Origin of the sequence: Stenotrophomonas sp. PS02297 (assembly GCF_029959705.1) — a bacterium.
Lineage (GTDB): Bacteria > Pseudomonadota > Gammaproteobacteria > Xanthomonadales > Xanthomonadaceae > Stenotrophomonas > Stenotrophomonas nitritireducens.
On sequence record NZ_JASCOS010000052.1, the window covers coordinates 1 to 23,922 of the forward strand.

Annotated in this window: 20 protein-coding genes and 1 pseudogene; 5 read left to right on the top strand and 16 right to left on the bottom strand. The window is 69.3% G+C overall.

The window, feature by feature from the left end:
- Positions 1-97: 97 nt before the first annotated feature.
- The 5 genes from QMX80_RS11215 to QMX80_RS11235 form a co-directional block, all read right to left on the bottom strand.
- On the bottom strand, positions 98-1,528 hold the full coding sequence (locus QMX80_RS11215; protein WP_282277115.1) for an efflux transporter outer membrane subunit: 1,431 nt from the start codon (positions 1,526-1,528) through the stop codon (positions 98-100).
- Positions 1,522-2,256 (bottom strand): SDR family oxidoreductase, encoded by a 735-nt coding sequence (locus tag QMX80_RS11220; protein WP_282277117.1) that lies wholly within the window; start codon positions 2,254-2,256, stop codon positions 1,522-1,524. The genes QMX80_RS11215 and QMX80_RS11220 overlap by 7 nt, the downstream gene beginning before the upstream one ends.
- Before the next feature lie 64 nt (positions 2,257-2,320).
- Entirely contained in the window at positions 2,321-5,491 is a 3,171-nt protein-coding gene (locus QMX80_RS11225; RefSeq protein WP_282277118.1) for a multidrug efflux RND transporter permease subunit, read from the bottom strand.
- A 109-nt stretch (positions 5,492-5,600) separates the two neighbouring features.
- Entirely contained in the window at positions 5,601-6,815 is a 1,215-nt protein-coding gene (locus tag QMX80_RS11230; protein WP_282277119.1) for an efflux RND transporter periplasmic adaptor subunit, read from the bottom strand.
- 212 nt (positions 6,816-7,027) lie between these two features.
- Complete coding sequence (locus tag QMX80_RS11235; RefSeq protein ID WP_273083604.1) at positions 7,028-7,255, bottom strand: hypothetical protein; 228 nt, start codon at positions 7,253-7,255, stop codon at positions 7,028-7,030.
- A 125-nt stretch (positions 7,256-7,380) separates the two neighbouring features.
- Between QMX80_RS11235 and QMX80_RS11240 the strand changes: the two are divergent.
- Positions 7,381-8,310, top strand: a pseudogene (locus QMX80_RS11240) (LysR family transcriptional regulator); the annotation flags it as partial.
- A gap of 165 nt (positions 8,311-8,475) precedes the next feature.
- On the opposite strand, the gene QMX80_RS11245 reads toward QMX80_RS11240, so the two are convergent.
- On the bottom strand, positions 8,476-8,961 hold the full coding sequence (locus QMX80_RS11245) for a hypothetical protein (RefSeq protein WP_055769346.1): 486 nt from the start codon (positions 8,959-8,961) through the stop codon (positions 8,476-8,478).
- Between the two features lie 829 nt (positions 8,962-9,790).
- Between QMX80_RS11245 and upp the strand changes: the two genes are divergently transcribed.
- On the top strand, positions 9,791-10,423 hold the full coding sequence (gene upp / locus QMX80_RS11250; protein ID WP_055769351.1) for a uracil phosphoribosyltransferase: 633 nt from the start codon (positions 9,791-9,793) through the stop codon (positions 10,421-10,423).
- A gap of 82 nt (positions 10,424-10,505) precedes the next feature.
- A complete protein-coding gene (locus tag QMX80_RS11255) occupies positions 10,506-10,808 on the top strand; it encodes a PsiF family protein (protein ID WP_273083609.1) in 303 nt (100 codons plus the stop codon).
- Positions 10,809-10,868: 60 nt separating this feature from the next.
- Here the strand turns inward: QMX80_RS11255 and QMX80_RS11260 are convergent, their stop codons facing one another.
- The 5 genes from QMX80_RS11260 to QMX80_RS11280 all read right to left on the bottom strand — a co-directional run bounded on the left by QMX80_RS11260 (position 10,869) and on the right by QMX80_RS11280 (position 16,247).
- Positions 10,869-11,777, bottom strand: a complete 909-nt coding sequence (locus QMX80_RS11260) for a hypothetical protein (RefSeq protein WP_282277125.1) — start codon at positions 11,775-11,777, stop codon at positions 10,869-10,871.
- Positions 11,778-11,874: 97 nt separating this feature from the next.
- The gene (locus QMX80_RS11265) at positions 11,875-12,765 is read right to left on the bottom strand and encodes an MBL fold metallo-hydrolase (RefSeq protein ID WP_282277127.1); all 891 of its coding nucleotides are present in this window, start codon (positions 12,763-12,765) and stop codon (positions 11,875-11,877) included.
- Between the two features lie 96 nt (positions 12,766-12,861).
- On the bottom strand, positions 12,862-14,127 hold the full coding sequence (glyA, locus tag QMX80_RS11270) for a serine hydroxymethyltransferase (RefSeq protein ID WP_282277129.1): 1,266 nt from the start codon (positions 14,125-14,127) through the stop codon (positions 12,862-12,864).
- Between the two features lie 72 nt (positions 14,128-14,199).
- Positions 14,200-15,012, bottom strand: coding sequence for a YggS family pyridoxal phosphate-dependent enzyme (locus QMX80_RS11275; RefSeq protein ID WP_282277131.1), 813 nt, complete (start codon positions 15,010-15,012; stop codon positions 14,200-14,202).
- Positions 15,009-16,247 carry a benzoate/H(+) symporter BenE family transporter gene (locus QMX80_RS11280; RefSeq protein ID WP_273083848.1) on the bottom strand — a complete coding sequence of 413 codons (1,239 nt, stop codon included), beginning with the start codon at positions 16,245-16,247 and terminating at the stop codon, positions 15,009-15,011. The genes QMX80_RS11275 and QMX80_RS11280 overlap by 4 nt, the downstream gene beginning before the upstream one ends.
- Positions 16,248-16,357: 110 nt before the next feature.
- On the opposite strand from QMX80_RS11280, the gene QMX80_RS11285 reads away from it, so the two are divergent.
- Positions 16,358-17,839 carry a PLP-dependent aminotransferase family protein gene (locus QMX80_RS11285; protein ID WP_282277134.1) on the top strand — a complete coding sequence of 494 codons (1,482 nt, stop codon included), beginning with the start codon at positions 16,358-16,360 and terminating at the stop codon, positions 17,837-17,839.
- Positions 17,840-17,916: 77 nt separating this feature from the next.
- Here QMX80_RS11285 and ggt read toward each other — a convergent pair whose 3' ends face one another.
- From ggt to rsmD, 5 genes are all read right to left on the bottom strand, one after another.
- Positions 17,917-19,662, bottom strand: a complete 1,746-nt coding sequence (gene ggt, locus QMX80_RS11290; RefSeq protein WP_055769365.1) for a gamma-glutamyltransferase — start codon at positions 19,660-19,662, stop codon at positions 17,917-17,919.
- Positions 19,659-19,943 (bottom strand): YfhL family 4Fe-4S dicluster ferredoxin, encoded by a 285-nt coding sequence (locus QMX80_RS11295; RefSeq protein ID WP_055769366.1) that lies wholly within the window; start codon positions 19,941-19,943, stop codon positions 19,659-19,661. The genes ggt and QMX80_RS11295 overlap by 4 nt, the downstream gene beginning before the upstream one ends.
- Before the next feature lie 126 nt (positions 19,944-20,069).
- Entirely contained in the window at positions 20,070-20,561 is a 492-nt protein-coding gene (locus tag QMX80_RS11300) for a hypothetical protein (RefSeq protein WP_055769368.1), read from the bottom strand.
- Between the two features lie 44 nt (positions 20,562-20,605).
- Positions 20,606-21,112 (bottom strand): pantetheine-phosphate adenylyltransferase, encoded by a 507-nt coding sequence (coaD, locus tag QMX80_RS11305; RefSeq protein WP_055769370.1) that lies wholly within the window; start codon positions 21,110-21,112, stop codon positions 20,606-20,608.
- Positions 21,109-21,753: a 16S rRNA (guanine(966)-N(2))-methyltransferase RsmD gene (gene rsmD / locus QMX80_RS11310; RefSeq protein WP_282277139.1), complete on the bottom strand. Its 645-nt coding sequence runs from the start codon at positions 21,751-21,753 to the stop codon at positions 21,109-21,111. The genes coaD and rsmD overlap by 4 nt, the downstream gene beginning before the upstream one ends.
- Positions 21,754-21,933: 180 nt before the next feature.
- Here rsmD and htpG point away from each other — a divergent pair, with 180 nt between their 5' ends.
- Positions 21,934-23,832: a molecular chaperone HtpG gene (htpG, locus tag QMX80_RS11315; RefSeq protein ID WP_282277140.1), complete on the top strand. Its 1,899-nt coding sequence runs from the start codon at positions 21,934-21,936 to the stop codon at positions 23,830-23,832.
- Positions 23,833-23,922 lie beyond the last annotated feature (90 nt).

A 23,922-nucleotide genomic window follows, 5' to 3' on the forward strand; every position in this document is an offset into this window, starting at 1 on the left:
GGGCTTGGCCGGTAGCGCCGCCGCGGGGCGTGGCCCCGCTCTACAAGGCGCGGATCTCCGCGACTCTGTAGCGCCGGGCAACGCCCGGCGGGATCTCTCAGTGCGCATCGACCACCGCGACCGGCGGCGACGATGCCGTCGCCTGCCCCCAGCCGCCCAGCGCCTTGTAGACGCCGACCACGCTGACGTTGACCGTGGCCTCGGCGGCGGCCAGCGCGTCGTCGGCCGCCAGCTGGTTGCGCTGCGCATCCAGCAGCGCGAGGAAATCCTCCGATCCTTCCCGATAGCGGATCCGCGCCAGCGACTCGGCGCGCCGCGCCGCCTGCGCCTGTTCGGCGACGATCGCCAGCCGCGCCTGCTGCCTGGCATAGCGCGACAGCGCGTTCTCGGCATCCTCCAGCGCCAGCAGCACCGTCTTCTCGTATTCCGCCGCCACGCCATCGGCCTGTGCGCGGCTGGCGCGCAGCCGCGCGCGCACGCTGCCGAAGTCGAATGCCGCCCAGCTCAGCGATGGCGTCAGCGACCAGGCTTTGTTGGCGCCGTTGACCAGGCCGCCGGCATCGCCACCGAGGAAGCCGACGAAACCGGTCAGCGACAACCGCGGGAACAGGTCGGCCGTGGCTACGCCCACCCGCGCGGTCGCCGCGGCGAGGCGACGCTCGGCGACCCGCACGTCGGCACGCCGGCGCAGCAGTCCGGTGGTATCGCCCAGCGGCAAGGCCTTGGCGAACGCCGGCACCTCGCGTGGCTGCAGCAGGGCGTCCAGCGTGCCCGGGCGCTGCCCCAGCAGGACCGCAAGCCGGTGCCGCGACTGCGTCTGCGCCATCTCCAGCAGCGGGATGTCGGCCTCGATCGCCTTCAGCCGCGCGCGGCTGCTCTGTACGTCCAGTTCGCTGCCCGCGCCCAGTTCCCAGCGGGTCTCGGTCAGCGCCTGCGTGTCGCGCAGGTTGAGCAGGGTGCGCTCGGCTACGGCAATGCGCTTCTGCGTGCCACGCAGTTCGAAATAATTGCGCGCGACTTCGGCGGCCACCAGCACCTGCGCATCGACCAGGTTGGCCCACTCCGCATCCAGATCGGCACGCGCCGCTTCGGCGGCACGGCGCTGGCGGCCGAACAGATCCAGTTCCCAGCCGGCGTCGAAGCCGAGCTGCCAGGTCTCGCTGGAGACCCGCTCCCCGCCCTGCGCCGGGTCGGGCTGCCTGCGCCGGTCCTGGCTGCCGGCCACAGTGACGTGCGGCGCCTGCTCCAGCCGGCTGTCGACGAACACCGCCCGCGCCTGCCGCACCCGCGCCAGCGCCACCTTCAGATCGAGGTTGTCCGACAACGCAGCGTGCATCAGCTGCTCCAGCACCGGATCGTCGAACTGCGCCCACCAGCTGGCCACCGGCGATTGTGCGCTGTACACCGGTGCGGCCACGCCCTGCAGCGCGACGGCCCCCTGCGCCGGCGCCCTGTAATCCGGGCCGACGGTGACGCAGCCGGCCAGCAGCAGGCCGGAAAGTGCAGCGGCCAGCGCATGCCTCACCATGGCACCACCTCGCCCAGGTGGGTGAAGCTGCCGCTGGGACCATCACCGTCGAGCAGCGCCATGCGCACGCTGCCGCTTGCGCCGGTGGCGACGTCCAGTCCGCCATGTTCGTTCATGTCCGTCCTCACCGAGCCTGGATCCACCGCATTGACCTTGATCGGCGTGTCGCGCAGTTCGTGCGCCAGGTGCACCGTCCAGGCGTTGAGCGCGGTCTTGGACGCGTCGTAGGCCGGAAACTTGAAGTCGTGGAACTCGAACCCGGGGTCGCTGTGCAGCGACAGCGATGCCAGCGCGCTGGACAGATTGACGATGCGCGCCGCCGCGGACCGGCGCAGCAGCGGCAGGAAGGCCCGCGTCGTCGCCACGACCCCGAACAGGTTGGTGTCGAAGGTTTCGCGCCAGGTTTCCAGCGACTGCGCCGACGGCGTGGCCACCAGATCGTCGCGGAAGATGCCGGCATTGTTGACCAGGATGTCCAGCCGGCCATGACGCTGCTCGACCTCGCGTACGGCAGCGGCGATGCTGGCCGCGTCGGTCACGTCCAGTTGCAGCGCCTCCACCGGCAGGCCCTCGGCCTGCAGCCTCAGCGCCCTCTCGACCGCCGTCCCGCGGCTGCGCCCGGCCAGCAGCGTATGCACGCCGGCGCCGGCCAGCTGGCGCACGGTCTCGGCGCCGATGCCACGGGTGGCGCCGGTGACCAGCGCGATTTTGTTCTGATGGGTATTCATGGGTTCATGCCTTGAAGAGGGGGAAGCCGACACCGGCGGGAACCGGCATCGGCGCAGTTCCATGTCAGTGGTGAAGGGTCGGCTCGCCGTGCTGCACCAGCTGGCCACCACCGTTGCGGGTGACGAACTTGCGCAGGGCCACGTAGAACACCGGGGTCAGGAACAGGCCGAACAGGGTCACGCCGAGCATGCCGGCGAACACGGTGATGCCGGTGACCGAGCGCACCTCCGCGCCTGCACCGTGGGACAGCACCAGCGGCACGGTGCCGGCGATGAAGGCGATGGAGGTCATCACGATCGGGCGCAGGCGCAGGCGGCAGGCTTCCAGCGCGGCTGCGACGATGCCCTTGCCGCCCATTTCCAGTTCGCGGGCGAACTCGACGATCAGGATCGCGTTCTTGCACGCCAGGCCCATCAGCACCACCAGGCCGACCTGCACGAACACGTTGTTGTCGCCGCCGGTCAGCCACACGCCGAACAGCGCCGACAGCAGGGTCATCGGCACGATCAGGATCACCGCCAGCGGCAGCGACCAGCTTTCATACAGCGCCGCCAGCACCAGGAAGGCCAGCAGGATCGCCACCGGGAACACGATGAAGGCGGCCTTGCCCTGGGTGGCCTGCTGGTAGCTCAGGTCGGTCCATTCGGTGGTCATGCCCACCGGCAGCACCTTGCCGGCGATCTCGGTCAGCTTGTTCATCGCTTCGGCCGAGGACATCACGCGCGGGTCGGCTTCGCCGGCCAGGTCGGCGGCGGGGTAACCGTTGAAGCGCAGCACCGGATCCGGGCCGAAGGTCTGCTTGATCGTCACCATCGAGCCGATCGGCACCATCTCGCCACGGTCGTTGCGGGTGCGCAGCTTGGCGATGTCCTCGACGCTCTCGCGGAACGGACCGTCGGCCTGGGCGATCACCTGCCAGGTGCGGCCGAACTGGTTGAAGTCGTTGACGTAAGCCGAACCCAGGTAGGTCTGCAGGGTGTCGAACAGTTCGGTCAGCTGCACGCCCTGCGCCTTGGCCTTGACCCGGTCCACCTCCGCATCCAGCTGCGGCACGTTGGCCTGGTAGCTGCTGATCGGGAAGGCCATGCCCGGGGTCTGCGCGACCGCGCCCTGCATCGCCTGCACCGCGTTCTGCAGCGCGCCGTAACCCAGGTTTCCACGGTCCTCGATGAACATCTGGTAGCCGTTGCCATTGCCCAGGCCGAGGATCGGCGGCGGCATCATCGCGAACGCAAAGCCTTCCTGCAGGCCGGCGATCTTCTGGTTGATCTCGGCGTTGATCTGCGCGGCGGTGCGGCCATGGCGCTCGTTGAACGGCTTGAGCGGAATGAACGCCACGCCGGTGTTGGGCGTGTTGGTGAACTGCAGCGCGTTCAGGCCGGGGAACGAGATGGTGTGCGCGACGCCATCGGTCTCCTGGGCGATCTTCGCCACCTTGCGCAGCATTGCATCGGTACGCGCGATCGACGAGCCTTCCGGCAGCTTGACGCCGGCGATCAGGTACAGCTTGTCCTGGGTGGGGATGAAGCCCGGCGGCACCAGCTTGAAGATCACCCCGGTACCGACCAGCAGCACCGCATAGACCAGGAACACCGCGCCGCGGCGGCCGAGGATGCGCGCCACGCCGCGCTCGTACTTCTCCGAGCTGGACCTGAAGAAGCGGTTGAACGGACGGAACACCCAGCCGAACAGGCGGTCGATGATGCGCGTGGGCGCATCCTTGGCAGCGTCATGCGGCTTGAGCAGGCGTGCGGCCAGGGCCGGCGACAGGGTCAGCGAATTGATCGCCGAGATCACCGTGGAGATGGCGATGGTCACCGCGAACTGCTTGTAGAACTGGCCGGTGACGCCGGACAGGAAGGCCATCGGCACGAACACCGCGCACAGCACCAGGGCGATGGCGATGATCGGCCCGGACACTTCCTTCATCGCCTGGTGCGCGGCCGCGGTCGGCGACAACCCTTCTTCGATGTTGCGCTCGACGTTCTCCACCACCACGATCGCGTCGTCGACCACGATGCCGATCGCCAGCACCAGGCCGAACAGGCTCAGGGTGTTGATCGAGAAGCCCAGCAGGTACAGCGCGGCGAAGGTGCCCACCACCGATACCGGCACCGCGATCAGCGGGATGATCGAGGCGCGCCAGGTCTGCAGGAACAGGATCACCACCAGCACCACCAGCGCGATGGCCTCCAGCAGGGTCGACACCACCGCCTTGATCGAGTCGCGCACGAAGATGGTGGTGTCGTACACCGCCTCGTACTTCACGTCGGCCGGGAAGGCTTTCTGCATTTCATCCATCGTGCCGATGACCGCATCGCGGATTTCCAGCGCGTTGGCGCCCGGCGCCTGGAAGATGCCGATGCCCACCGCGTTCTTGCCGTCCAGCTGCGAGCGCAGGGTGTAGTCGCCGGCGCCCAGTTCCAGGCGGGCGACGTCGGACAGGCGCACGATCTCGCCATCGGCGCCGCTCTTGAGCACGATGTCGCCGAACTCCTGTTCGCTCTTCAGCCGGCCCTGGGCATTGATCAGGGTCAGGAACCGGCTGTCGGGCAGCGGTTCGGCGCCGAGCTGGCCGGCGGAGACCTGCACGTTCTGCTCGCGCATGGCGCGCACCACGTCGCTGGCGGTCAGGCCGCGCGAGGCGACCTTGTCCGGGTCCAGCCAGGCGCGCATGGCGTAGTCGCCGCCGCCGAAGATCTGCGCGTCGCCCACGCCGGGGATGCGCGCCAGCGCGTCCTTGACGTGCAGGCGCGCGTAGTTGCGCAGGTACAGGGTGTCGTACTTGCCGCCCGGCGAGGTCAGGTGCACCACCATCAGGAAGGTCGGCGACTGCTTCTGCGTGGTCACGCCCTGCCGGCGCACGTCCTCGGGCAGGCGCGCCTGCGCCTGCGCCACGCGGTTCTGCACCTTCACCGCCGCCGCGTCCGGATCGGTGCCGGGGCGGAAGGTGACGGTCATCTGCAGCACGCCGTCGGAGCCGGCGACCGATTTGAGGTACATCATGCCTTCGACGCCGTTGATCGCCTCTTCCAGCGGCGTGGCGACGGTCTCGGCGATGACCTTGGGGTTGGCGCCCGGATACACGGTACGCACCACCACCGACGGCGGCACCACCTCCGGGTACTCGCCGATGGGCAGGATCGGGATCGAGATCAGGCCGGCGGCGAAGATCACGATCGACAGCACCGCCGCGAAGATCGGCCTGTCGATGAAGAAACGGGAAAAATCCATCAGGGAAGTCCTTGGAATGGCCGGCACCGGCATGCAGCCGCCCTGCCCTCGTCCGTGCGGGCGAAGGCAACGCGACCGGCCGGAGGCCGGCTTCAGGCGGAAACGTGGCTCAGTTCAACGCGGTGGCATCGCGGCCGGCGCCGGCGGGCGGCGTGCGTTGCATCGCCACTGCCCTGGCCTGCACCGGCATGCCCGGCATGAACACCTTCTGCACGCCGTCGACGATCACCTTGTCGCCCGGCGCCAGCCCGGCCTCGACGATGCGCAGGCCCTCGGCGCTGCGGCCCAGGTCGACGTCGCGGCGCTGCGCCTTGCCGTCCTTGTCGACCACGTAGACGTACTTGCGGTCCTGGTCGGTCAACACCGCCTTGTCGTCGATCAGCAGGGCGTCGAACTCGCCGCTGCCGAGCAGGCGCACGCGCGCGAACAGGCCCGGCGTGAACTGGCGGTCGCGGTTGTCCAGCAGCGCGCGCACGCGGATGGTGCCGGTGCTGCGCGCGACCTGGTTGTCGAGGAAATCGACCTTGCCTTGGTGCGGAAAGCCTTCCTCGCCGCTCAATGCCACCTTCACCGGCAGCGCCTCGTCGCGCTCGCTCGGGCGCTCGCCGGTGCGCGCCATCCGCGCATAGCGCAGGAAGGTGCCTTCGTCGGCGTCGAAATACACGTGCACCGTGTCCAGCGACACCAGCGTGGTCAGCACGCTGGCGCTGTCGCCGGCGGTGACCAGGTTGCCGGCGGTGACCATCGCGCGGCCGGCGCGGCCATCGATGGGCGCGCGTACCCGGGTGAATTCCAGATTGAGGCGGGCCGCATCCAGTGCGGCCTGCGCCGCCTGCACCGCCGCACCGGACTGCTCGGCGGCGGCGCGGCGCTGCTCGGCGGTCTCGGCGGCGATGGCCTGCTGCTCGGCCAGGCGGCGCGCACGCTCGGATTCGCTGTGCGCCAACGCGGCCTGGGTGCGGGCGCGCGCCAGTTCGGCACGGGCGCGGTCGTATTCGGCCTGGTAGCTGCGCGCGTCGATGGTGAACAGGACGTCGCCCTTCTTCACTTCCTGGCCTTCGACATAGTTGACCTTGTCGATGTAGCCGGACACGCGCGGGCGCAGTTCCACGCTCTGTACTGCTTCGACGCGGCCGCTGAACTCGTCCCACTGGCTGACCTGCCTGACCAGCACCGGCGCGGCACTGACTTCCGGTGCCGGCGGCGCCACGGCCTCCTGCGCATGGCCGCCGCTGCACGCGGCGAGGATGGCGATGGCCAGCGCCGACATGCCCGCCAGGGCAAGGCGTCGCGCGGTTCGGGAGGGGTTGGAGATACCGTTCATGTCATGCATCCAGGAGGGGGAAAGGTGTGGCGTGGCGATCGCGTTCCGGCCAGGCGCCGGGTGTGTCCGGCAGTGTGCGCAGGGGCTGCTGACAGCCGCTGTCAGCAGCCGGAGGAAACGGACGCCGGAGCCGGGCGATGGCGCGCGCATCCGCGCAGATATCGGAAAAGCGCATCCGCAGGCGGACCGCTCCGATGGATTCACTGTCCCGCTCACGGAAATTTTTCTCCCGCAGGCGGGACAAACGCTGCGCCGAGACAGGCCGCCAGGCGCGGGAAGGTGGCGAGGAGGCCGGTCGTCGCCGCTGGCGTGCGCGTCTCGCGCAACGCGGCGAAGTGCAGTGGATTCAAGCCGTTGTCCCGCCACGGGCGGTGCTCGGCCTTGGAAAAAGCCGGCGCGCGGCGCGTCGGCAGGAAAGCGGGAAGGTGGCGCAGGCGCATGGCTGCAGTTCCGTTCTGTGCGGAGGCGGCCAAGTTACGCCCCAAATCCATACTTGATTAGTACGGATTGAGGGGAATAATCGTCCCGTCGCCGGCACAATCCCGCTGCCGCAGGAGCCCACTCCATGGCCAACGATCTCAACGACACCCTGATCTTCGTCAAGGTGGTCGAACAGGGCAGCTTCACCGCCGCCGCGCGCCTGCTCGGGCAGCCCAAGACCACCGTCAGCCGCAAGGTGCAGGAGCTGGAGGAACGGCTCGGCGCGCGCCTGCTGCACCGGACCACACGCCGGCTGGGACTGACCGAGGCCGGCACCGTCTATTACGAACACTGCCAGCGCATCGCCCGCGAACTCGAACAGGCCGAGAGCGCGGTCAGCCAGCTGCAGTCCGGGCCGCGCGGCTGGCTGCGCTTCACCGTGCCGTACTCGGTGGGCATCAACTGGATCGCGCCGCTGCTGGGACAGTTCCAGGCGCAGTACCCGGAGATCCGCGTGGACATGCACCTGGGCAACGAGATGCTGGACCTGATCTCCGGCGAGACCGACCTGGCGCTGCGCATCGGCACCCTGCCCGACTCCAACCTGATCGCGCGCAAGCTCGGCAGCCTGCGCACCCAGGTCTTCGCCAGCCCTGCCTACATCCAGCGCCACGGCGAGCCGCGCCATCCGGACGAACTGCAGTACCACCGCACGCTGGCGGTACGCAAACAACACCAGAGCCAGAACAACCGCTTCGTCTGGTCGCTGGCCGAGGACGGCGGGCAGATGCAGGAATTCGCGGTCAATCCGCTGCTGGTCGCCAACGACACCGCCGCCCTGAACTCGATGCTGGTGGCCGGCGAAGGGCTGATGCTCAGCAGCGACGTGATGGCCAAGCCCTTCAGCGAATCGGGCATGCTGCGCCGGGTGCTGGCCGGCTGGACCGGACCGGACTACGACTTCAGCGCGGTGTTCGCCGGCGGCGGCATGGTCTCGCCCAAGGTGCGCGCCTTCGTCGATTTCCTGGTGGAGAAACTCAACCTGGACGCCAACTACATGCTGCTGCAGTGCCCCAACGCCAAGCATCTGGCCGACCACGAACCGTCGTACTGCCAGCGCGGCCTGGAGGTGCCCGAACTGCGGGTGCTCGAGGCGCTCAGCGCCTGACCGCTCCGGGGGAATGGAAACGGAAACGGCGGCCAGGGGCCGCCGTTCCTTCATTGCCGCGGACGATCGCGGTCAGTAGCCGCGGCCGTACGGCCACAGCGGCACCACCTGCACTTCCTTGCAGCCATCGTAGCGGCTGCAGCTGCCGAAATAGCCCGGCCCCGAATAGCGCTGGCGCGCGTCGCGGTTGTACGGGCTGTTGTAGAAATCCGGGCGGTAAAGACGCCCCTGGCCGTAATAGCGCATCGGCGTCTGCGACGGCGCGGCGAACGGCAGCGGGCCGGCCGTGGCGACGGCGCCGTCGCCGCTCCCGGTCACATAGCCTTCCTGCGGGTCGTAGCGGACCATGCGGTAGTAAATGGTTTCGCCATCCTGCTGGCGCGTGCGCAGCGCCTGCATCGCCCCGTCGGCATGCATATACGGGCGACCGTTCTCGAACACCACCTCGGAAGGATTGACCTGCTCCTCCTCCAGCGGCGGCTGCGCCAGGGCGCCCCCCGCCATGGCGGCCAACAGCAGCGCCGCCCCTGCCACGATCCGGATCCTGCCTGCGCGCATGACGTTCCTCCCTGGTGGTTTCCGACATCGCCTGCGATACCGGCCCGGCGCCTCCGCCCATCGATGGCAGCAGCCATCCAGATCCATGGGCGACAGGCCATGTCGGTGCGCACCCAGCCGATGCGCGGTCGCGGCGAGTATAGGCGGCCATGCCATGGCCCGCATCCCTGGATGCGCGGAAGGTTGATGGCCGTCGCTGCGGCCATCGGCCCGCGCGCGCAATCCGGCCGGTCATTCCCGGCAGCGTTCATTGCAGCCCTCGGGAGATGCCGGGTGCCGGCAAATGCGCAACGGGATGCGGCCATCCTCCGGGACGACGCGTCTGTCTGCCCGCGCCGTCCCGGACCGGTTCGAACGCATCGCACGGACCGCCCATCGCAGTGCGCGCGCGGTAGCGCAGGCGCCGGCCATCGATGCGCAGCATCTGGAACAGCCGCATGTCCGTGGCCGCCGGCACCATGCGCGCGCCAGGCCTGCACCTGTCGTCCGCGCTTGATCCGGTCCTTTCGACGCGGGCTCGCCGGAGCCGTGCATCTACCGGGCCGGCCGCGGCTTTCCGGCCAGCGGCGCCATCACCGCCCACCGACGCCTGTCCGCCGGGGTCAACACCATCCACCCCACCCGCCAGGTCCGCCTCCAGAGCAAGCGCAGCCGGGGGCTTCAGATGGAAAGTTTCGGCCGCTCGCGGCTGGTCGGTGTCCGCTACGAGTTCCGATGCGATGGCCCGATGGCTGCCGGTGCGGGGCGCTGGCAGGTGGCGCAGCCACGGCGGCGGGCCCAGGACGGCGTACCTTAAACTGTCCGCCATTCCCTTTTCCGAGCCGCCCCCATGTCTGTCGTCGAAGTCCGCCACCCCCTCGTCCAGCACAAGATCGGCCTGATGCGGCAGGCCTCGCTCAGCACCAAGGATTTCCGCGAGCTCACCGACGAACTGGGCGGGCTGCTCGCCTACGAGGCCACCGCCGACCTGGAAACCGAGCCCTGCACGATGGAAGGCTGGGCCGGCCCGGTCACCGTGCAGCGCATCGCCGGCGCCAAGATCACCCTCGTGCCGATCCTGCGTGCCGGGCTGGGCATGCTCAACGGCGTGCTGGCGCTGATCCCGGCCGCGCGCGTGAGCGTGGTCGGCCTGCAGCGCGACGAGGAAACCCTGCAGCCGGTGCCCTATTTCGAGCGCCTGACCGGCCGCCTGGAAGAACGCGACGCCCTGATCCTGGACCCCATGCTGGCCACCGGCGGCACCCTGATCGCCACCATCGACATGCTCAAGCGCGCCGGCGCGCGCCGCATCAAGGGCATCTTCCTGGTCGCCGCCCCCGAGGGCCTGCGCGCGGTCGAAGCGGCGCATCCGGACGTGGAGATCTATACCGCGGCCATCGACGAGCGCCTCAACGACAAGGGCTACATCCTGCCCGGCCTGGGCGATGCGGGCGACCGCATCTTCGGCACCCGCATGCATTAAAAAAACTACATCGCGGCTTCACGGCGGCTTGCTCCCGGGCGAAGCGATGCTTGCGCCCATCATCCACGTAAGGAGCCGCGCCATGTACCGTCCCGCCCTGCTTGCCTGCCTGCTGCTCGCCACCGCCCTGCCGTTCGCTGCCAGCGCCGGCACGCCCACTCCGCAACAACAGCGCATGGCCGAGTGCTCGGCCAAGAACAAGGGCCTCAAGGGCGACGCCTACAAGGAGGCCCAGCGCACCTGCCTCAGCGGCCATCCCGCTGCCGCCACCGCCGCGACCACGCCGCAGCAGCGCATGACCCAGTGCAATGCCGATGCCTCGGCCAAGCACCTGAACGGCGACGCCCGCAAGACCTTCATGAGCAGTTGCCTGCGCACGCACTGACGATGGAAACGCCATGGAGCGGATCGCATGCGATCCGCTCCACAGCGGAGACGGATTCCGTCACCGGCGCAGCCAGTGTTCGCCCGCCGCTGCCGGCGCGTCCAGTAGTTGCCGCGCCTGCTCATCGCCGAGCAGCTCGGCCTGCAGGAACGCGGTGCCCAGCTGCCTGGCGCGTTCGAACAGCGGTTCCGGATCCCCGCCGACCAGGTTGTGCCCGCCGCCGGCCAGCACCACGGCGCGCGCGTCGCCGGCCGGCGCGGTCTGCACCGGGTAAAGATGGTCCGCCGGATCGGTGACGAAGCCCGGCACCCGGTCCTCGTCGCCGGTCACCAGCAGCAACGGCACGGCCAGCGAGGCATAGGAGTCCGGCCCGATCAACCCCGGGATCCGGCCCGGCGAGGAGAAGCCCAGCACCGCGGCCACGCCGGGATCGCGCAGCGGGCCAAGGCCGGCCAATGCCCCGCCCTGTGCCGCGGAGATCAGCGTGCCCAGGCTGTGCCCGGCCGCCGCCAGCGGCAGGCGCGGCCAACGCGCGTGCGCATAGGCGCTGGTCGCACGCATGTCCGCAAGGCGTTCGCCCAGGCTCTGCTGCAGCGAGAACTTCTCCCGCTCCGGGTATCGGACCGAATCCACGTGCAGCGGTGCCAGCACGACGAAACCGGCATCCGCCCAGGCCTGCAGCAGGCGGTCGTAGCGCTCCGGCCAGGCGCCATGCCCGGTGGAAAACAGCACTACGCCGCGCGCCTGCACCGGCTCCCAGATGGCCAGCGTGGTGGCGCGTCCGGGCGATACCTGCAGCGGTAGCGTGGCGCTGGGCGCGGCGAAGGCGTGCTGGGCCACGGCCAGCGAGGCAAACGCGAAGGCCAGCAGCCCGCGCAGGAAAGAGCGTTTTTTCTTGGCGCGCGCCCCTGCGCGCAATCCTTCGGACGGCTGCGCCGCGAAGAAAGGCTGCCCTGCTGCTTTTTTCATGACCGGTCCCGCATCGGAAGACGCGACCAGTTTCCGCAATGCGGCCATGTCCGGCAGGAGCCGGCGGTCACCCGCACGGGGTGCCGGAAGTCACTATTCAGGCCGCCAGGGAGCGCGCGCGCAGTTCGGCGACCTCGTGGGCGACGCCGAACCGGCCCTTGTCGTCGCGCGTCACCTGCGCCATCGCGTACTGCGGGTCGTGGGTGAAGAACAGATGCACGTTGCGGGCGAGCTTGTCCTCGAGGAAGGCGCGCTTCTCGTCGATCAGCAGCTCCGCGTTGCGGTCATAGCCCATGGTGATCGGTACATGCACCCAGGACCGGCCGGGGATCAGGTCGGCGCAGAACACCAGGCCGCCATGCGGCTGGCCGTCGATGCGCTCGGGGCCGACGATCTCGGCCAGCATCAGCCCCGGCGTATGCCCGTCGCTGAAGCTGAAGCGCACCGATTCGCCCAGCACCTGCGAATGCTCGCTCGACACGATCTCCAGGCGGCCGCTGGCTTCGAGCAGGCCCGGCAGTTCCGGGATGAAGCTGGCGCGGTCGCGCGGATGCGGATGGCGCGCACGCTCCCAGTGCGCGGCGCCGACCACGAAGGTCGCGTTCGGGAACAGCAGCTCCGGCGCGCGCCCCTCCGACCAGGGCGCCAGCAGGCCGCCGGCGTGGTCGAAATGCAGGTGGCTGAGCACCACCACGTCGATGTCCTCGTGCTCGAAGCCGGCCTCGCGCAGCGAATCGATCAGGATGTGGCGCGGTTCCTGCACGCCATAACGCTCGCGCAGCTTCGGCTCGAAGAAGGCGCCGATGCCGGTTTCGAACAGCACCGTCTTGCCGCCGAGCGGGCTGGCCAGCAGCGCCCGGCAGGCCAGCTCGATGCGGTTCAGGTCATCGGCCGGCGTCCACTTTTCCCACACGGCCTTGGGCGCGTTGCCGAACATCGCCCCACCGTCCAGCTTCTGGCTGTTGCCACGGATCGACCATAGTTTCATATGAAAAATTCTACCGCCGCCGCGTTAAATATTCGCAAGGCGGTCGAACCTGCGACGCCCCCGCCGCCTGGCCACGACCTGCCGCAACGACCCCGGTCAGCGGTACACCGGATGCTCCCGGCACAACGCCACGACCCGCTCATGGATCCGCGCCGCCACCTGCGCGTGGGTGCCGTCGCCAAGGGCGTCGAGCACATCGCACAGCCAGCCGGCGAGCCGTTCGCATTCGGCCACGCCGAAGCCGCGCGTGGTCACCGCCGGCGTACCGATGCGCAGCCCGGACGTCACGAAGGGCGAGCGCGGATCGTTCGGCACGGTGTTCTTGTTGGTGGTGATGCCGGCATCGCTCAATGCCGCATCGGCATCCCTGCCGGTGTAGGGACGGTCGGAGAGATCGATCAGCATCAGGTGGTTGTCGGTGCCGCCGGAAACGATCCGGTAGCCGCGTCGCTGGATCAGCGCCGCCATGGCGCGGGCGTTGGCCAGTACCTGCCGTTGGTAAGTCGTGAACCCGGGTTGCAGCGCTTCCTTGAACGCCACCGCCTTGGCCGCGATCACATGCATCAGCGGGCCGCCCTGGACGCCGGGGAAGACGGCCGAATCCAGCTTCCTGCAGAACTCCGCGCCCTGCCCGCTGGCCAGGATGATGCCGCCGCGCGGGCCGCGCAGGGTCTTGTGCGTGGTGCTGGTGACCACATGCGCGTGCGGCAGCGGATCGGGGTACTCGCCGGCGGCGACCAGCCCGGCCACATGCGCCATGTCCACCCAGAAGATCGCGCCGGCCTTGTCGGCGATGGCCCGCATGCGCGCCCAGTCCTTGTGCCGCGAATAGGCAGAGAAGCCGCCGATCAGCAGGCGCGGCCGGGTCGCCAGCGCGATGCGCTCCATCTCGTCGTAGTCGATCAGGCCGGTCGCCGGATCCAGCCCGTACGGCACGATGCGGTAGTGCCTGCCGGAGAAATTGGAAGGGTTGCCATGGGTCAGGTGCCCGCCCTGGGCCAGGTCCATGCCCATCACCGTATCGCCCGGGCTGGCCAGGGCCAGGAACACCGCCGCATTGGCCTGCGCGCCCGCATGAGGCTGCACGTTGGCGTAGTCGCAGCCGAACAGTTGTTTGGCGCGCTCGATGGCCAGGCGTTCGGCCACGTCCACGTTGCCGCAGCCGCTGTAATAGCGGCGGCCGGGATAACCCTCGGCATATTTGTTGGTGAACACCGAGTCCTGCACGGCGCGCACCAGGGGGCTGGCGTAGTTCTCCGAGGCGATCAGCTCGACATGGTCCTCCTGGCGTCCCTCCTCGGCATGGATGGCGCGCGCCAGTTCGGGATCGAAATCGGCAAGGGTCGTGGACGGGTCGTACATGCGGGCAACTCCTGGGGAGGAAATCGGCGGACCGGGGCGCAATGCCCGGTGCCGCGGGGAAATGGCACGGCTTCAGGGAGCGGAGACCGCGTCCCCGGCATCCGGCCAGTAGTAGCTGTCGGGGGTGTCACGCGCGCCGAAGATGGCCTGGCCGACGCGCACCACGGTGGCGCCTTCCTCGATGGCGATCTCGAAATCGCCGGACATGCCCATCGACAGTTCGTCCAGGCCGATGCCGTCCGGCGCGTCCTGGCGAAGCCGGTCGCGCAGCCCGCGCAGGCGCACGAAGCAGGCGCGCACCCGTTCGGCGTCGTCGGAGAACAGCGCCAGGGTCATCAGCCCGCGCACGCGCAGGGCCGGGAACCGCGGCAGTTCACGGAGGAAGGCCGCCACGTCATCCGGCGCCAGGCCGTATTTGCTGGCTTCTTCGGACGTGTTGACCTGCACGAACACGTCCAGCGTGCGGCCCTCCAGCTGCAGGCGGCGGTCCAGGGTTTCGGCCAGGCGCAGGCTGTCCAGCGCCTGGAACTCGCTGGCGAAGCGCGCCACCAGCTTGGCCTTGTTGGTCTGCAGGTGCCCGATCACCGACCAGCGCAGGTCGCCCAGGTCCTGCATCGCCTCCCACTTGTGGTGGGCTTCCTGCACCTTGTTCTCGCCCAGCAGCCGGCACCCTGCCGCATGCGCCAGGCGCAGGCTCGCCTCCGGCTTGGTCTTGCTCACCGGCAACAGGCGCACGCCGGCCGGGTCGCGCCCGACGCGCCGGCAGGCCGCGTCGATGCGCGCCTGCACCGCCGCCAGGTTGCGGCGGAAATCCTCCACCGTGAGCGCCTGCGGGTAACGGCCATGCCGTTCGTGGGAAGTGCCGGTAACGGACGTCGCGCTCATGGGCCCGGCACTCCCGCGCCCGCCACCGCTGCCTGTCGCTTCGGCCGCGCCGGCATCCGGCCATTGAGCAGCAGGTGCGCCAGCAGCCCGATCAGCAGCCCCCAGAACGCACCGCCGATGCCGAACAGGGTGATGTTGGCGGCCGCGGCGAGGAACGTGATCAACGCCGCCTCGCGGCTGCGCGCATCGGCCACTGCGGCAGCCAGGCTGCCGCCAAGGGTGCCGAGCAGGGCCAGCCCCGCCAGCGTGGTGATGAAGACCGCCGGCAAGGCCATGAACAACGCGGCCAGCGTCACCCCGAACACGCCGACGAGAAGGTAGAACACGCCGGCGGCGACACCGGCGATCCAGCGCCTGGAAGGGTCTTCGTGCGCTTCCGGCCCGGTGCAGATCGCCGCGGTGATCGCGGAGATGTTGAAGGCATGCGAGCCGAACGGCGCCATCAGCAGCGAACCGAATCCGGTTGCGGTGACGATGGGATCGGCGCTGGTCCTGAAACCGTCGTTGCGCAGCACCAGCATGCCCGGCATGTACTGCCCGGTCAGGGTGATCAGGAACAGCGGCAACGCCACGCCCAGCAGCGCATTGAGGGTGAACACCGGCAGGGTGAACACCGGCGCGGCCAGGCGCAGCTCCAGCCCCGACAGGTCAAGCCGCCCCTGTACCAGCAGCACCGCCAGCCCCGTCAACAGGATGCCGACCACGGCATAGCGCGCGGTGAACCGCCGGAGCACCGCATAAGCCAGGATCAACGCCCCGGCCAGCAGCGGATCGACGTCCAGCCCGGCGAATGCCCTGGTCCCGAACTGCAGCAGGATGCCCGCCAGCAGGCCGGCGGCCACGCCCGACGGTACCAGCCGGATCACCCGCTCGAACCAGCCCGACAGGCCAAGCGCGACGAAGGCCGCCGCCGAGACCATGAAAGCGCCCACCGCTTCGGCCCACGGCGTGGTCGCCAGCACGGTGACCAGGAACGCGGCGGCCGGCGTGGACCATGCGGTGATGATCGGCTCGCGGTAGCGCCAGCTCAGCAGCAGCCCGGTCACCCCGACCCCGATGGAGATGGACCATACCCAGGAAGCGGTCAGCTCCGGCCCCAGGCCGGCCGCTTTCGCGGCCTGGAACACCAGGATGAAGGTTCCGCCGTAGTTGACGATCACCGACACCAGCCCGGCCATGACCGGGTGCGGCAGGTCGCGCAGGCGTAGAGGAACAAGGGGCTGTGGTGACGACATGGACGGAACCGGACTCCTGGCGGCGGTTGACGGAATGGATCGCGAGGCTGTTTTATAGCCGCGCAATGGACTGATTTACCCATCCATTCAAGACGAGGAGTACCAGCCAATTGTTCAGGCATGCGCAGCTCGAATCGGTGAAGGCATGGATCGGCGATCCGGCGCATGCCGCCCTGCCGCTGCACGCCCGCATCCAGCGCGCCATCCGCCAGTTGATCCTCGATGGCGCGATCGACGTGGGCCGTCCCTTGCCGGCCTCGCGCGCGCTGGCCCGGTCGCTGGCGGTTTCCCGCGATACCGTCGAGGCGGCCTACGGCCAGCTGCATGCCGAGGGCTTCATCGAACGGCGCGTGGGCAGCGGCAGCTTCGTTTCCGAGCGCGTGCGCCAACGCCGTGCCGGGGCCAGGCGCACGCCCGCATACGCAACGCCGTCCCCCGGCCTGAGCCGGCGCGGCGCCATGCTGTTCCACAACGGCGGCGTGCGCGATTTCCTCGCGCCGCGCGCCTTCGCGCCCGGCCTGCCCGAGACCCGGCACTTCCCGCTGCAGACCTGGGAACGCCTGCAGCGCCAGGTGCTGAAGGAACACGGCACCCGCGCCCTGCTGCACAGCCCGCCGCAGGGCGTGGAAACGCTGCGCAGCGCCATCGCCGACTACGTCAACCTCGAGCGCGGCGCCCGCGCCACGGCCGACCGCGTGCTGGTACTGACCAGTTCGCAGCAGGCGCTGGCCCTGTGCGCCCACGTACTGCTCGATGCCGGCGACCGCGTCCTCATCGAGGATCCGGCCTACCACGGCGCGCGCCGCGCCTTCGATGCCGCCGGCCTGGAGTGCATCCCCATTCCGGTGGACGCCGACGGCATGTGCGTGCAGCGGCTGCACGATGCGGCGCCGGACGCGCGGGCCGTGTTTCTTACTCCCTCGCACCAGTTCCCGACCGGCGCCACGCTGGCGCTGGACCGGCGCCTGGCCGTCATCGAATGGGCCCACCGGCACGACGCCTGGATCATCGAGGACGACTACGACAGCGAGTTCCACTACGCCGGCAAGCCCACCGCCTGCGTGCAGGGGCTCGATCCGCACGAGCGGACGATCTACGTCGGCACCTTCACCAAGTCGCTGTTCCCCGGCCTGCGCATCGGCTACATGGTCCTGCCGCCGGCGCTGGTGGAACCGATGACCGTGGCCCGCACCCTGCTGGACGGCCACAGCGCGCCGGTCCCGCAGCTGACCCTGGCGCGTTTCATCGAGGGCGGCCATTTCGGCGCCCATGTACGCGCCATGCGCACGCTCTACGGCGAGCGCCGCGACCTGCTGGCGCGGCTCGTCCACCAGCACCTCGGCCACTACCTGCAGCCGCGCGTGCCGGCCGGCGGCATGCAGATGCCGTGCATCCTCACCTGCGGCCTGTCCGAGGCCAGGGCGGTGCACGCCGCACGCCACGCCGGCATCGACCTGCTGGGACTGGGCGGCCTGCATGCCGCGTCCGCCAGCGAGGCCGGCTTCCTGATGGGCTTCGCCGCGCATGCGCCGGACGAACTGGAAGCCGCCGTACGCGGGCTGGCCGGGGTGCTCCGCGCCCTGCAACGCTGAGCGCCTGCCCCCCTGGAACGCGAAACCCCGCCAGGCGGCGGGGTTTCGCGCATGCATCGCGGTGCGGGAGAAACGGCTCAGTCGCCCTTGCCCATCTTGCGCACTTCGGCGCTGCCCACCGGGTTGCGCGGATCGCTGCCGCCGCTGAGGGTATTGCTGCGACGGTCCCATTCCACCGTCTGCAGGTTGCCCCAGACGTGGCTGGAACCGCGCCCGCCCTCGGCGCTGTCGCCCGGCAGGTCGACCTTGTGGCCCATCGCCTGCAGCTGCCTGGCAACCTCCGGCGTGAACGCGCCGCTCTCGGCCGAGATCTCGTCCGGCAGCCACTGGTGGTGGTAACGCGGCAACGCGGCGACCTGCTGCGCGTCCAGCCCGGCGTCGTAGCCGAGGATGCCCAGCAGCACCATGGTGATGATTCGGCTGCCGCCGGGGGTACCGATCACGATGACCTTGTCGGCGTTCTCCATGAAGGTCGGCGTCATCGAGCTGAGCATGCGCTTGCCCGGCTTCGGTGCGTTGGCCTCGTAGCCCATCACGCCGAACGCGTTGGGCGTGCCCGGCTTGAGCGCGAAATCGTCCATCTCGTTGTTGAGCAGCACGCCGGTGCCGGCCGGGATGAAGCCCGAGCCGTACAGCAGGTTCACCGTCTGCGTGCCGCCGACGCGGTTGCCTTCGTTGTCGATGATCGAGAAATGCGTGGTCTCGTCGTCTTCCAGCGGCGTCGGGTTGCCCGACAGCAGGTCGCTCGGGGTCGCCTTCTCCGGGTGGATGGTGGCGCGCAGGCCCTGCGCGTAGTCGCGGCTGGTCAGCACCTTCTGCGGAATGTGCACGAAATCCGGATCGCCGAGGAAGAAGGTGCGGTCGCGGTAGGCGCGGCGCATCGCTTCCACTACCAGGTGGGTGCGGTGCGCGTCGTCCAGCCTGGCCAGGTCCCAGCCTTCCAGGATCTGCAGCATGGACGCCAGCGCGATGCCGCCGGAGGACGGCGGCGGCGCGGTGGTGATCTTCCAGCCGCGATAGTCGAACACGATCGGCTCGCGCGCCTTGACCGTGTAGCCGGCCAGTTCCTCGGCGGTCCACTGGCCGCCGGCCTTCTTGACGCCGGCCAGCAGTTTCTTGGCGGTCTCGCCGCGGTAGAAGCCGTCGAAGCCCTTGTCGGCCAGCAGCCGCAGGGTATGCGCCAGCTCCGGCTGCCTGAAGATGTCGCCCTCGGCGATGGGACGGCCGTTGCGCAGGTAGACCTCGCGCGTGCCGGGGTAGCGCTCCATCACCTCGCGACGCGACGCGTAGCCGCGCGCCATGCGCGCGTACACCGGGAAGCCATCGGTGGCGATGCGGATCGCCGGCGCCAGCGATTCGGACAGCGGCAGGCGGCCGTGCTCGCGCGCGACCTGCACCAGCATCGCCGGCAGGCCCGGGATGCCGGCCGACCACGGGCCGTTGACCGAGCGGTCGCGGTCCAGGTCGCCGTTCTTGTCGAGGAAGCGCTCGGGCGTGGCCGACGCCGGCGAGGTCTCGCGCGCGTCGAGCATCACGTCCTTGCCGGTGCGCGCGTCGTGCAGCATGAACAGGCCGCCGCCGCCCAGGCCGGAGCTGATCGGCTCGACCACGGCCAGCGTGGAAGACACCGCGACCGCGGCATCGAACGCGTTGCCGCCCTTGGCCAGGATTTCCATGCCGGCCCGGGTCGCCAGCTCATGGCCGCTGGCGATCGCCGCGCCATCGGGGTGCGCGGCCAGCGCCTGCGGCGCTGTCTGCGCCGCCCACGCCGCCGGTGCCAGCACCAGCGCAAACAACAGGAAGGGACGCGCGAAACGTTTCATTCCGAGGGGGTCTCCGGTTCGTACAGTTCGGGGTGGTCGCGCTGCAGCGCATGCAGCTTGGCCAGCAGCTGGTCGTGGGTCTCGGGGATGTCCGGATCCGGATCGATGCACTCGACCGGGCACACCACCACGCATTGCGGCTCGTCGAAATGACCGACGCATTCGGTGCAAAGGGCCGGATCGATCACGTAGATCGTCTCGCCCATCGAGATTGCCTTGTTCGGGCAGGCGGGCTCGCAGACGTCGCAGTTGACGCAGAGCTCATTGATTTTCAGAGACATGGAACGGCTCCATGCCCGCGCTCGCCGACGACAGGCCGGCGGCGCATGGCGCCGCCGGCTGCATGCGGCCCGTTTCCGGGCCGGCAGCGGCCGGGCATGCGTCGCGCATGCCCGGCCAGACACGGGTCACTTGGCTTCAACGAAGATGTAGTCGGCGCCGGTCGGCTGCACGATGGTCTGCACGCGGGCGTTGTCGGCGGCATCGCCGATGAACACCACGCGCACGCCCTTCATCGAATCGGCTTCCACGCCCTTGAACGCGGTCTCGATCAGGTCGGCCATCTTCGACGAGGCCGAGGAACCGAAGGCCAGCATGTTGCCCGGCGACACGCCGCGGCCGATGGCGGCGGTGGCGCTTTCGACCTGGCGCGTGTACTTGTCGGCGAATTCCGGATCCGACTCCGGCACCAGGTAGTACAGGAACGGGCTGTTGGTGATATTGCCCATGTTCTGCACGGCCACGGCCTGCAGGTACTTGCGCCAGCCGGCGTCGTCGTCCTTGGCCGGCGCGACCAGCGCCTGCTGCGCTTCGGCGACCGGGGCGGCCTCTTCCTTCTTGCAGGCGGTGAAGCCCAGCACCAGCGAAGCGGCAAGCATCACGCGCATCGTGTTCTTCATGGATCGTCTCCCTCTATTGGATTCGTTACAGCTGTTGGGATGGGTCAGGCGCCCGCGCGGGATTCGCGGGCCTTGCGCAGCGCTTCCAGCACCGTGGCCGGCACGAAGCCGGACACGTCGCCCCCGAGCCGGGCGATTTCGCGCACCAGCGAGGAGGAAATGAAGCTGTGCTGTTCGGACGGGGTCAGGAACAGGGTCTCGACCTCCGGGATCAGGTGGCGGTTCATGCTCGCCATCTGGAATTCGTACTCGAAATCGGACACCGCGCGCAGGCCGCGCAGCAGTACGCCGGCATGCACCGAGCGCACGAAATGCGCCAGCAGGGTGTCGAAACCAACCACCTCGACGTTGCCATGGCGCGCCAGCGCCTCGCGCGCCAGATCAACGCGCAGCTCCAGCGGCAGCGTCGGTCCCTTGGACGGGCTCTGCGCCACGCCGACCACGATCTTCTCGAACAGCGGCGCGGCCCGGTGCACCAGGTCGATATGACCATTGGTGATCGGGTCGAACGTGCCCGGATAGACGGCGATGCGCGGGTTGGACGGGGTCATGCGGACGGGGTCGCGTTCAGGTCATCGCGGAGTGTAGCAGCGGCGCGACGGTACAGGGCATAGCCCACATCGCGGGTGCCGCCCTCGCGGTGCAGGCTCCAGCCGGCGGGCACACGCGGCGCCGCGCCCGCCGGCGCCTCCACGTACAACCATGCATCGGCGGCCAGGTGCCGCGGCAACCGTTCGAACACCTGCGCCCACATGCCGTCGGCGAATGGCGGATCGACGAACACGATGTCGGCCTGCTGCGCCGGAGCGGTTTCCAGCCAGCGCAATGCGTCGCCGGCGGCGACCTGCACCTGCGCAGCGGCATCCAGGCGCACGACCACATCGCGCAGGGCAGCCACCAGCGCCGGATCGCGCTCGACCAGCTGCGCCGACGCCGCGCCGCGCGAGACCGCCTCCAGCCCCAGCGCGCCGCTGCCGGCGAACAGGTCCAGCACGCGCGCGCCCGGCAACTTCGGCATCAGCCAGTTGAACAGGGTCTCGCGCACGCGGTCGCTGGTCGGACGCAGCCCTTCGGCGTACGGCACCGGCAGCCGCGTATTGCGCCAGCGTCCGCCGATGATGCGCACCTGCCCTTCCCCGCCATGTGCGTGACGCCGGGGAGCAGGGGCTGGAGATCGGGGCGGACGGGGCATGGGGCAAGCGCGGGAAACGGGCCGGCATGATAATGCCGAATCGACCACCGCGCCCCGCTGCGCCCGGGCGGCGCGGACGCCCCGAGCGGCCGTCGATCTTGAAATCCGCCATCGGGCCCACATCCGTGAAGCCATCGGCCGCCGCGCGCGGCCCAGGCAACCCATGGAGCGAACCCGACGATGAGCGCCGAAGCCCACAAGGAAACCCGCGGTTTCCAGACCGAGGTGAAGCAGCTGCTGCACCTGATGATCCACTCGCTGTACTCGAACAAGGAAATCTTCCTGCGCGAGCTGGTCTCCAACGCCGCCGACGCCGCCGACAAGCTGCGCTTCGAGGCGCTGACCCGGCCGGAGCTGCTGGAAGGCGACGGCGCGCTGCGCATCCGCATCGAGGCCGACCCGGCTGCGCGTACCCTGACCATCGATGACAACGGCATCGGCCTGAGCCGCGACGAGGCCGTCGCGCACCTGGGCACCATCGCCAAATCCGGCACCGCCGATTTCCTGAAGAACCTGTCTGGCGACCAGAAGAAGGACGCCAACCTGATCGGCCAGTTCGGCGTGGGCTTCTATTCGGCCTTCATCGTCGCCGACCAGGTCGACGTCTACAGCCGCCGCGCCGGCCTGCCGGCCAGCGAGGGCGTGCACTGGTCCTCGCGCGGCGAAGGCGAGTTCGAGGTGGCGACCATCGACAAGCCCGGGCGCGGCACCCGCATCGTGCTGCACCTGAAGGAAGGCGAGGAAGGCTACGCCGACGGCTGGACGCTGCGCAGCCTGGTCAAGAAGTATTCCGACCACATCGGCCTGCCGATCGAACTGCTCAAGGAAGCGCAGGGCGAAGAAGCACCGGCCGCAGCGGAGTGGGAGGCGGTCAACAAGGCCAACGCGCTGTGGACCCGCCCCCGCGCCGAAGTCACCGACGCCGAATACAACGAGTTCTACAAGCACATCGCCCACGACTTCAGCGACCCGCTGGCATGGAGCCACAACAAGGTCGAGGGCAAGCTGGAATACACCTCGCTGCTGTACACGCCCGGCCGCGCGCCGTTCGACCTGTACCACCGCGACGCCGCCAAGGGCCTGAAGCTGTACGTGCAGCGCGTTTTCATCATGGACCAGGCCGAGCAGTTCCTGCCGCTGTACCTGCGTTTCATCAAGGGCGTGGTCGATTCATCCGACCTGCCGCTGAACGTCTCGCGCGAGATCCTGCAGTCCGGCCCGGTGGTCGACTCGATGAAGTCGGCGCTGACCAAGCGCGCGCTGGACATGCTGGAAAAGCTGGCCAAGGACAGGCCCGCGGACTACGCGCGGTTCTGGAAGGAGTTCGGCCAGGTACTGAAGGAAGGCCCCGCCGAGGACTTCAACAACCGCGAGAAGATCGCCGGCCTGCTGCGCTTCGCCTCCACCCACGGCGGCGACGGCGAGCAGGACGTGGCGCTGGCCGATTACGTGGGCCGCATGGTCGAAGGCCAGGACAAGATCTACTACCTCACCGGCGAGAGCCACCTGCAGGTCAAGGACAGCCCGCACCTGGAAGTGTTCTGCAAGAAGGGCATCGAAGTGCTGCTGATGACCGACCGCATCGACGAGTGGCTGATGAACTACCTGCACGAGTTCGACGGCAGGTCGTTCGTGGACGTGGCCCGCGGCGACCTGGACCTGGGCACGCTGGATTCGGAGGAAGAGAAGAAGGCGCAGGAGGAAACCGCCAAGGCCAAGGAAGGGCTGGCCGCGCGCATCAAGACCGCGCTGGGCGAGGACGTGGCCGAAGTGCGCGTGTCCCACCGCCTGACCGATTCGCCGGCGATCCTGGCCATCGGCGAGCAGGACCTCGGCCTGCAGATGCGGCAGATCCTGGAAGCCAGCGGCCAGAAGGTGCCCGACGCCAAGCCGGTGTTCGAGTTCAACCCGGGCCATCCGCTGATCGGCAAGCTCGACGACGAGCCGGACATGGACCGCTTCAATGACCTGGCCCGTGTGCTGTTCGACCAGGCCGCGCTGGCCGCCGGCGACGGCCTGAAGGATCCGGCCGCCTACGTGCGCCGGCTCAACAGGCTGCTGCTGGAACTGTCGGCCTGAGAGCAGCCTCCCTCCACGGGAGGAGGCTCCTCGTAGGAGCGGCTTCAGCCGCGATGGGGGTTCATGCGAATGCCCCACGCGGCTGAAGCC

What these genes read in the sequence shown, in the direction of transcription:
- rsmD (WP_282277139.1), bottom strand. Translation starts at nt 21,753, where the DNA reads ATGCCCCGTCCGCCCCGATCTCCAGCCCCTGCTCCCCGGCGTCACGCA.
- QMX80_RS11265 (WP_282277127.1), bottom strand. Translation starts at nt 12,765, where the DNA reads ATGAAACTATGGTCGATCCGTGGCAACAGCCAGAAGCTGGACGGTGGG.
- QMX80_RS11275 (WP_282277131.1), bottom strand. Translation starts at nt 15,012, where the DNA reads ATGAGCGCGACGTCCGTTACCGGCACTTCCCACGAACGGCATGGCCGT.
- QMX80_RS11245 (WP_055769346.1), bottom strand. Translation starts at nt 8,961, where the DNA reads ATGCGCGCAGGCAGGATCCGGATCGTGGCAGGGGCGGCGCTGCTGTTG.
- QMX80_RS11215 (WP_282277115.1), bottom strand. Translation starts at nt 1,528, where the DNA reads ATGGTGAGGCATGCGCTGGCCGCTGCACTTTCCGGCCTGCTGCTGGCC.
- upp (WP_055769351.1), top strand. Translation starts at nt 9,791, where the DNA reads ATGTCTGTCGTCGAAGTCCGCCACCCCCTCGTCCAGCACAAGATCGGC.
- ggt (WP_055769365.1), bottom strand. Translation starts at nt 19,662, where the DNA reads ATGAAACGTTTCGCGCGTCCCTTCCTGTTGTTTGCGCTGGTGCTGGCA.
- QMX80_RS11220 (WP_282277117.1), bottom strand. Translation starts at nt 2,256, where the DNA reads ATGAATACCCATCAGAACAAAATCGCGCTGGTCACCGGCGCCACCCGT.
- QMX80_RS11255 (WP_273083609.1), top strand. Translation starts at nt 10,506, where the DNA reads ATGTACCGTCCCGCCCTGCTTGCCTGCCTGCTGCTCGCCACCGCCCTG.
- QMX80_RS11235 (WP_273083604.1), bottom strand. Translation starts at nt 7,255, where the DNA reads ATGCGCCTGCGCCACCTTCCCGCTTTCCTGCCGACGCGCCGCGCGCCG.
- QMX80_RS11300 (WP_055769368.1), bottom strand. Translation starts at nt 20,561, where the DNA reads ATGAAGAACACGATGCGCGTGATGCTTGCCGCTTCGCTGGTGCTGGGC.
- glyA (WP_282277129.1), bottom strand. Translation starts at nt 14,127, where the DNA reads ATGTACGACCCGTCCACGACCCTTGCCGATTTCGATCCCGAACTGGCG.
- QMX80_RS11260 (WP_282277125.1), bottom strand. Translation starts at nt 11,777, where the DNA reads ATGAAAAAAGCAGCAGGGCAGCCTTTCTTCGCGGCGCAGCCGTCCGAA.
- coaD (WP_055769370.1), bottom strand. Translation starts at nt 21,112, where the DNA reads ATGACCCCGTCCAACCCGCGCATCGCCGTCTATCCGGGCACGTTCGAC.
- QMX80_RS11230 (WP_282277119.1), bottom strand. Translation starts at nt 6,815, where the DNA reads ATGAACGGTATCTCCAACCCCTCCCGAACCGCGCGACGCCTTGCCCTG.
- QMX80_RS11280 (WP_273083848.1), bottom strand. Translation starts at nt 16,247, where the DNA reads ATGTCGTCACCACAGCCCCTTGTTCCTCTACGCCTGCGCGACCTGCCG.
- QMX80_RS11225 (WP_282277118.1), bottom strand. Translation starts at nt 5,491, where the DNA reads ATGGATTTTTCCCGTTTCTTCATCGACAGGCCGATCTTCGCGGCGGTG.
- QMX80_RS11295 (WP_055769366.1), bottom strand. Translation starts at nt 19,943, where the DNA reads ATGTCTCTGAAAATCAATGAGCTCTGCGTCAACTGCGACGTCTGCGAG.
- htpG (WP_282277140.1), top strand. Translation starts at nt 21,934, where the DNA reads ATGAGCGCCGAAGCCCACAAGGAAACCCGCGGTTTCCAGACCGAGGTG.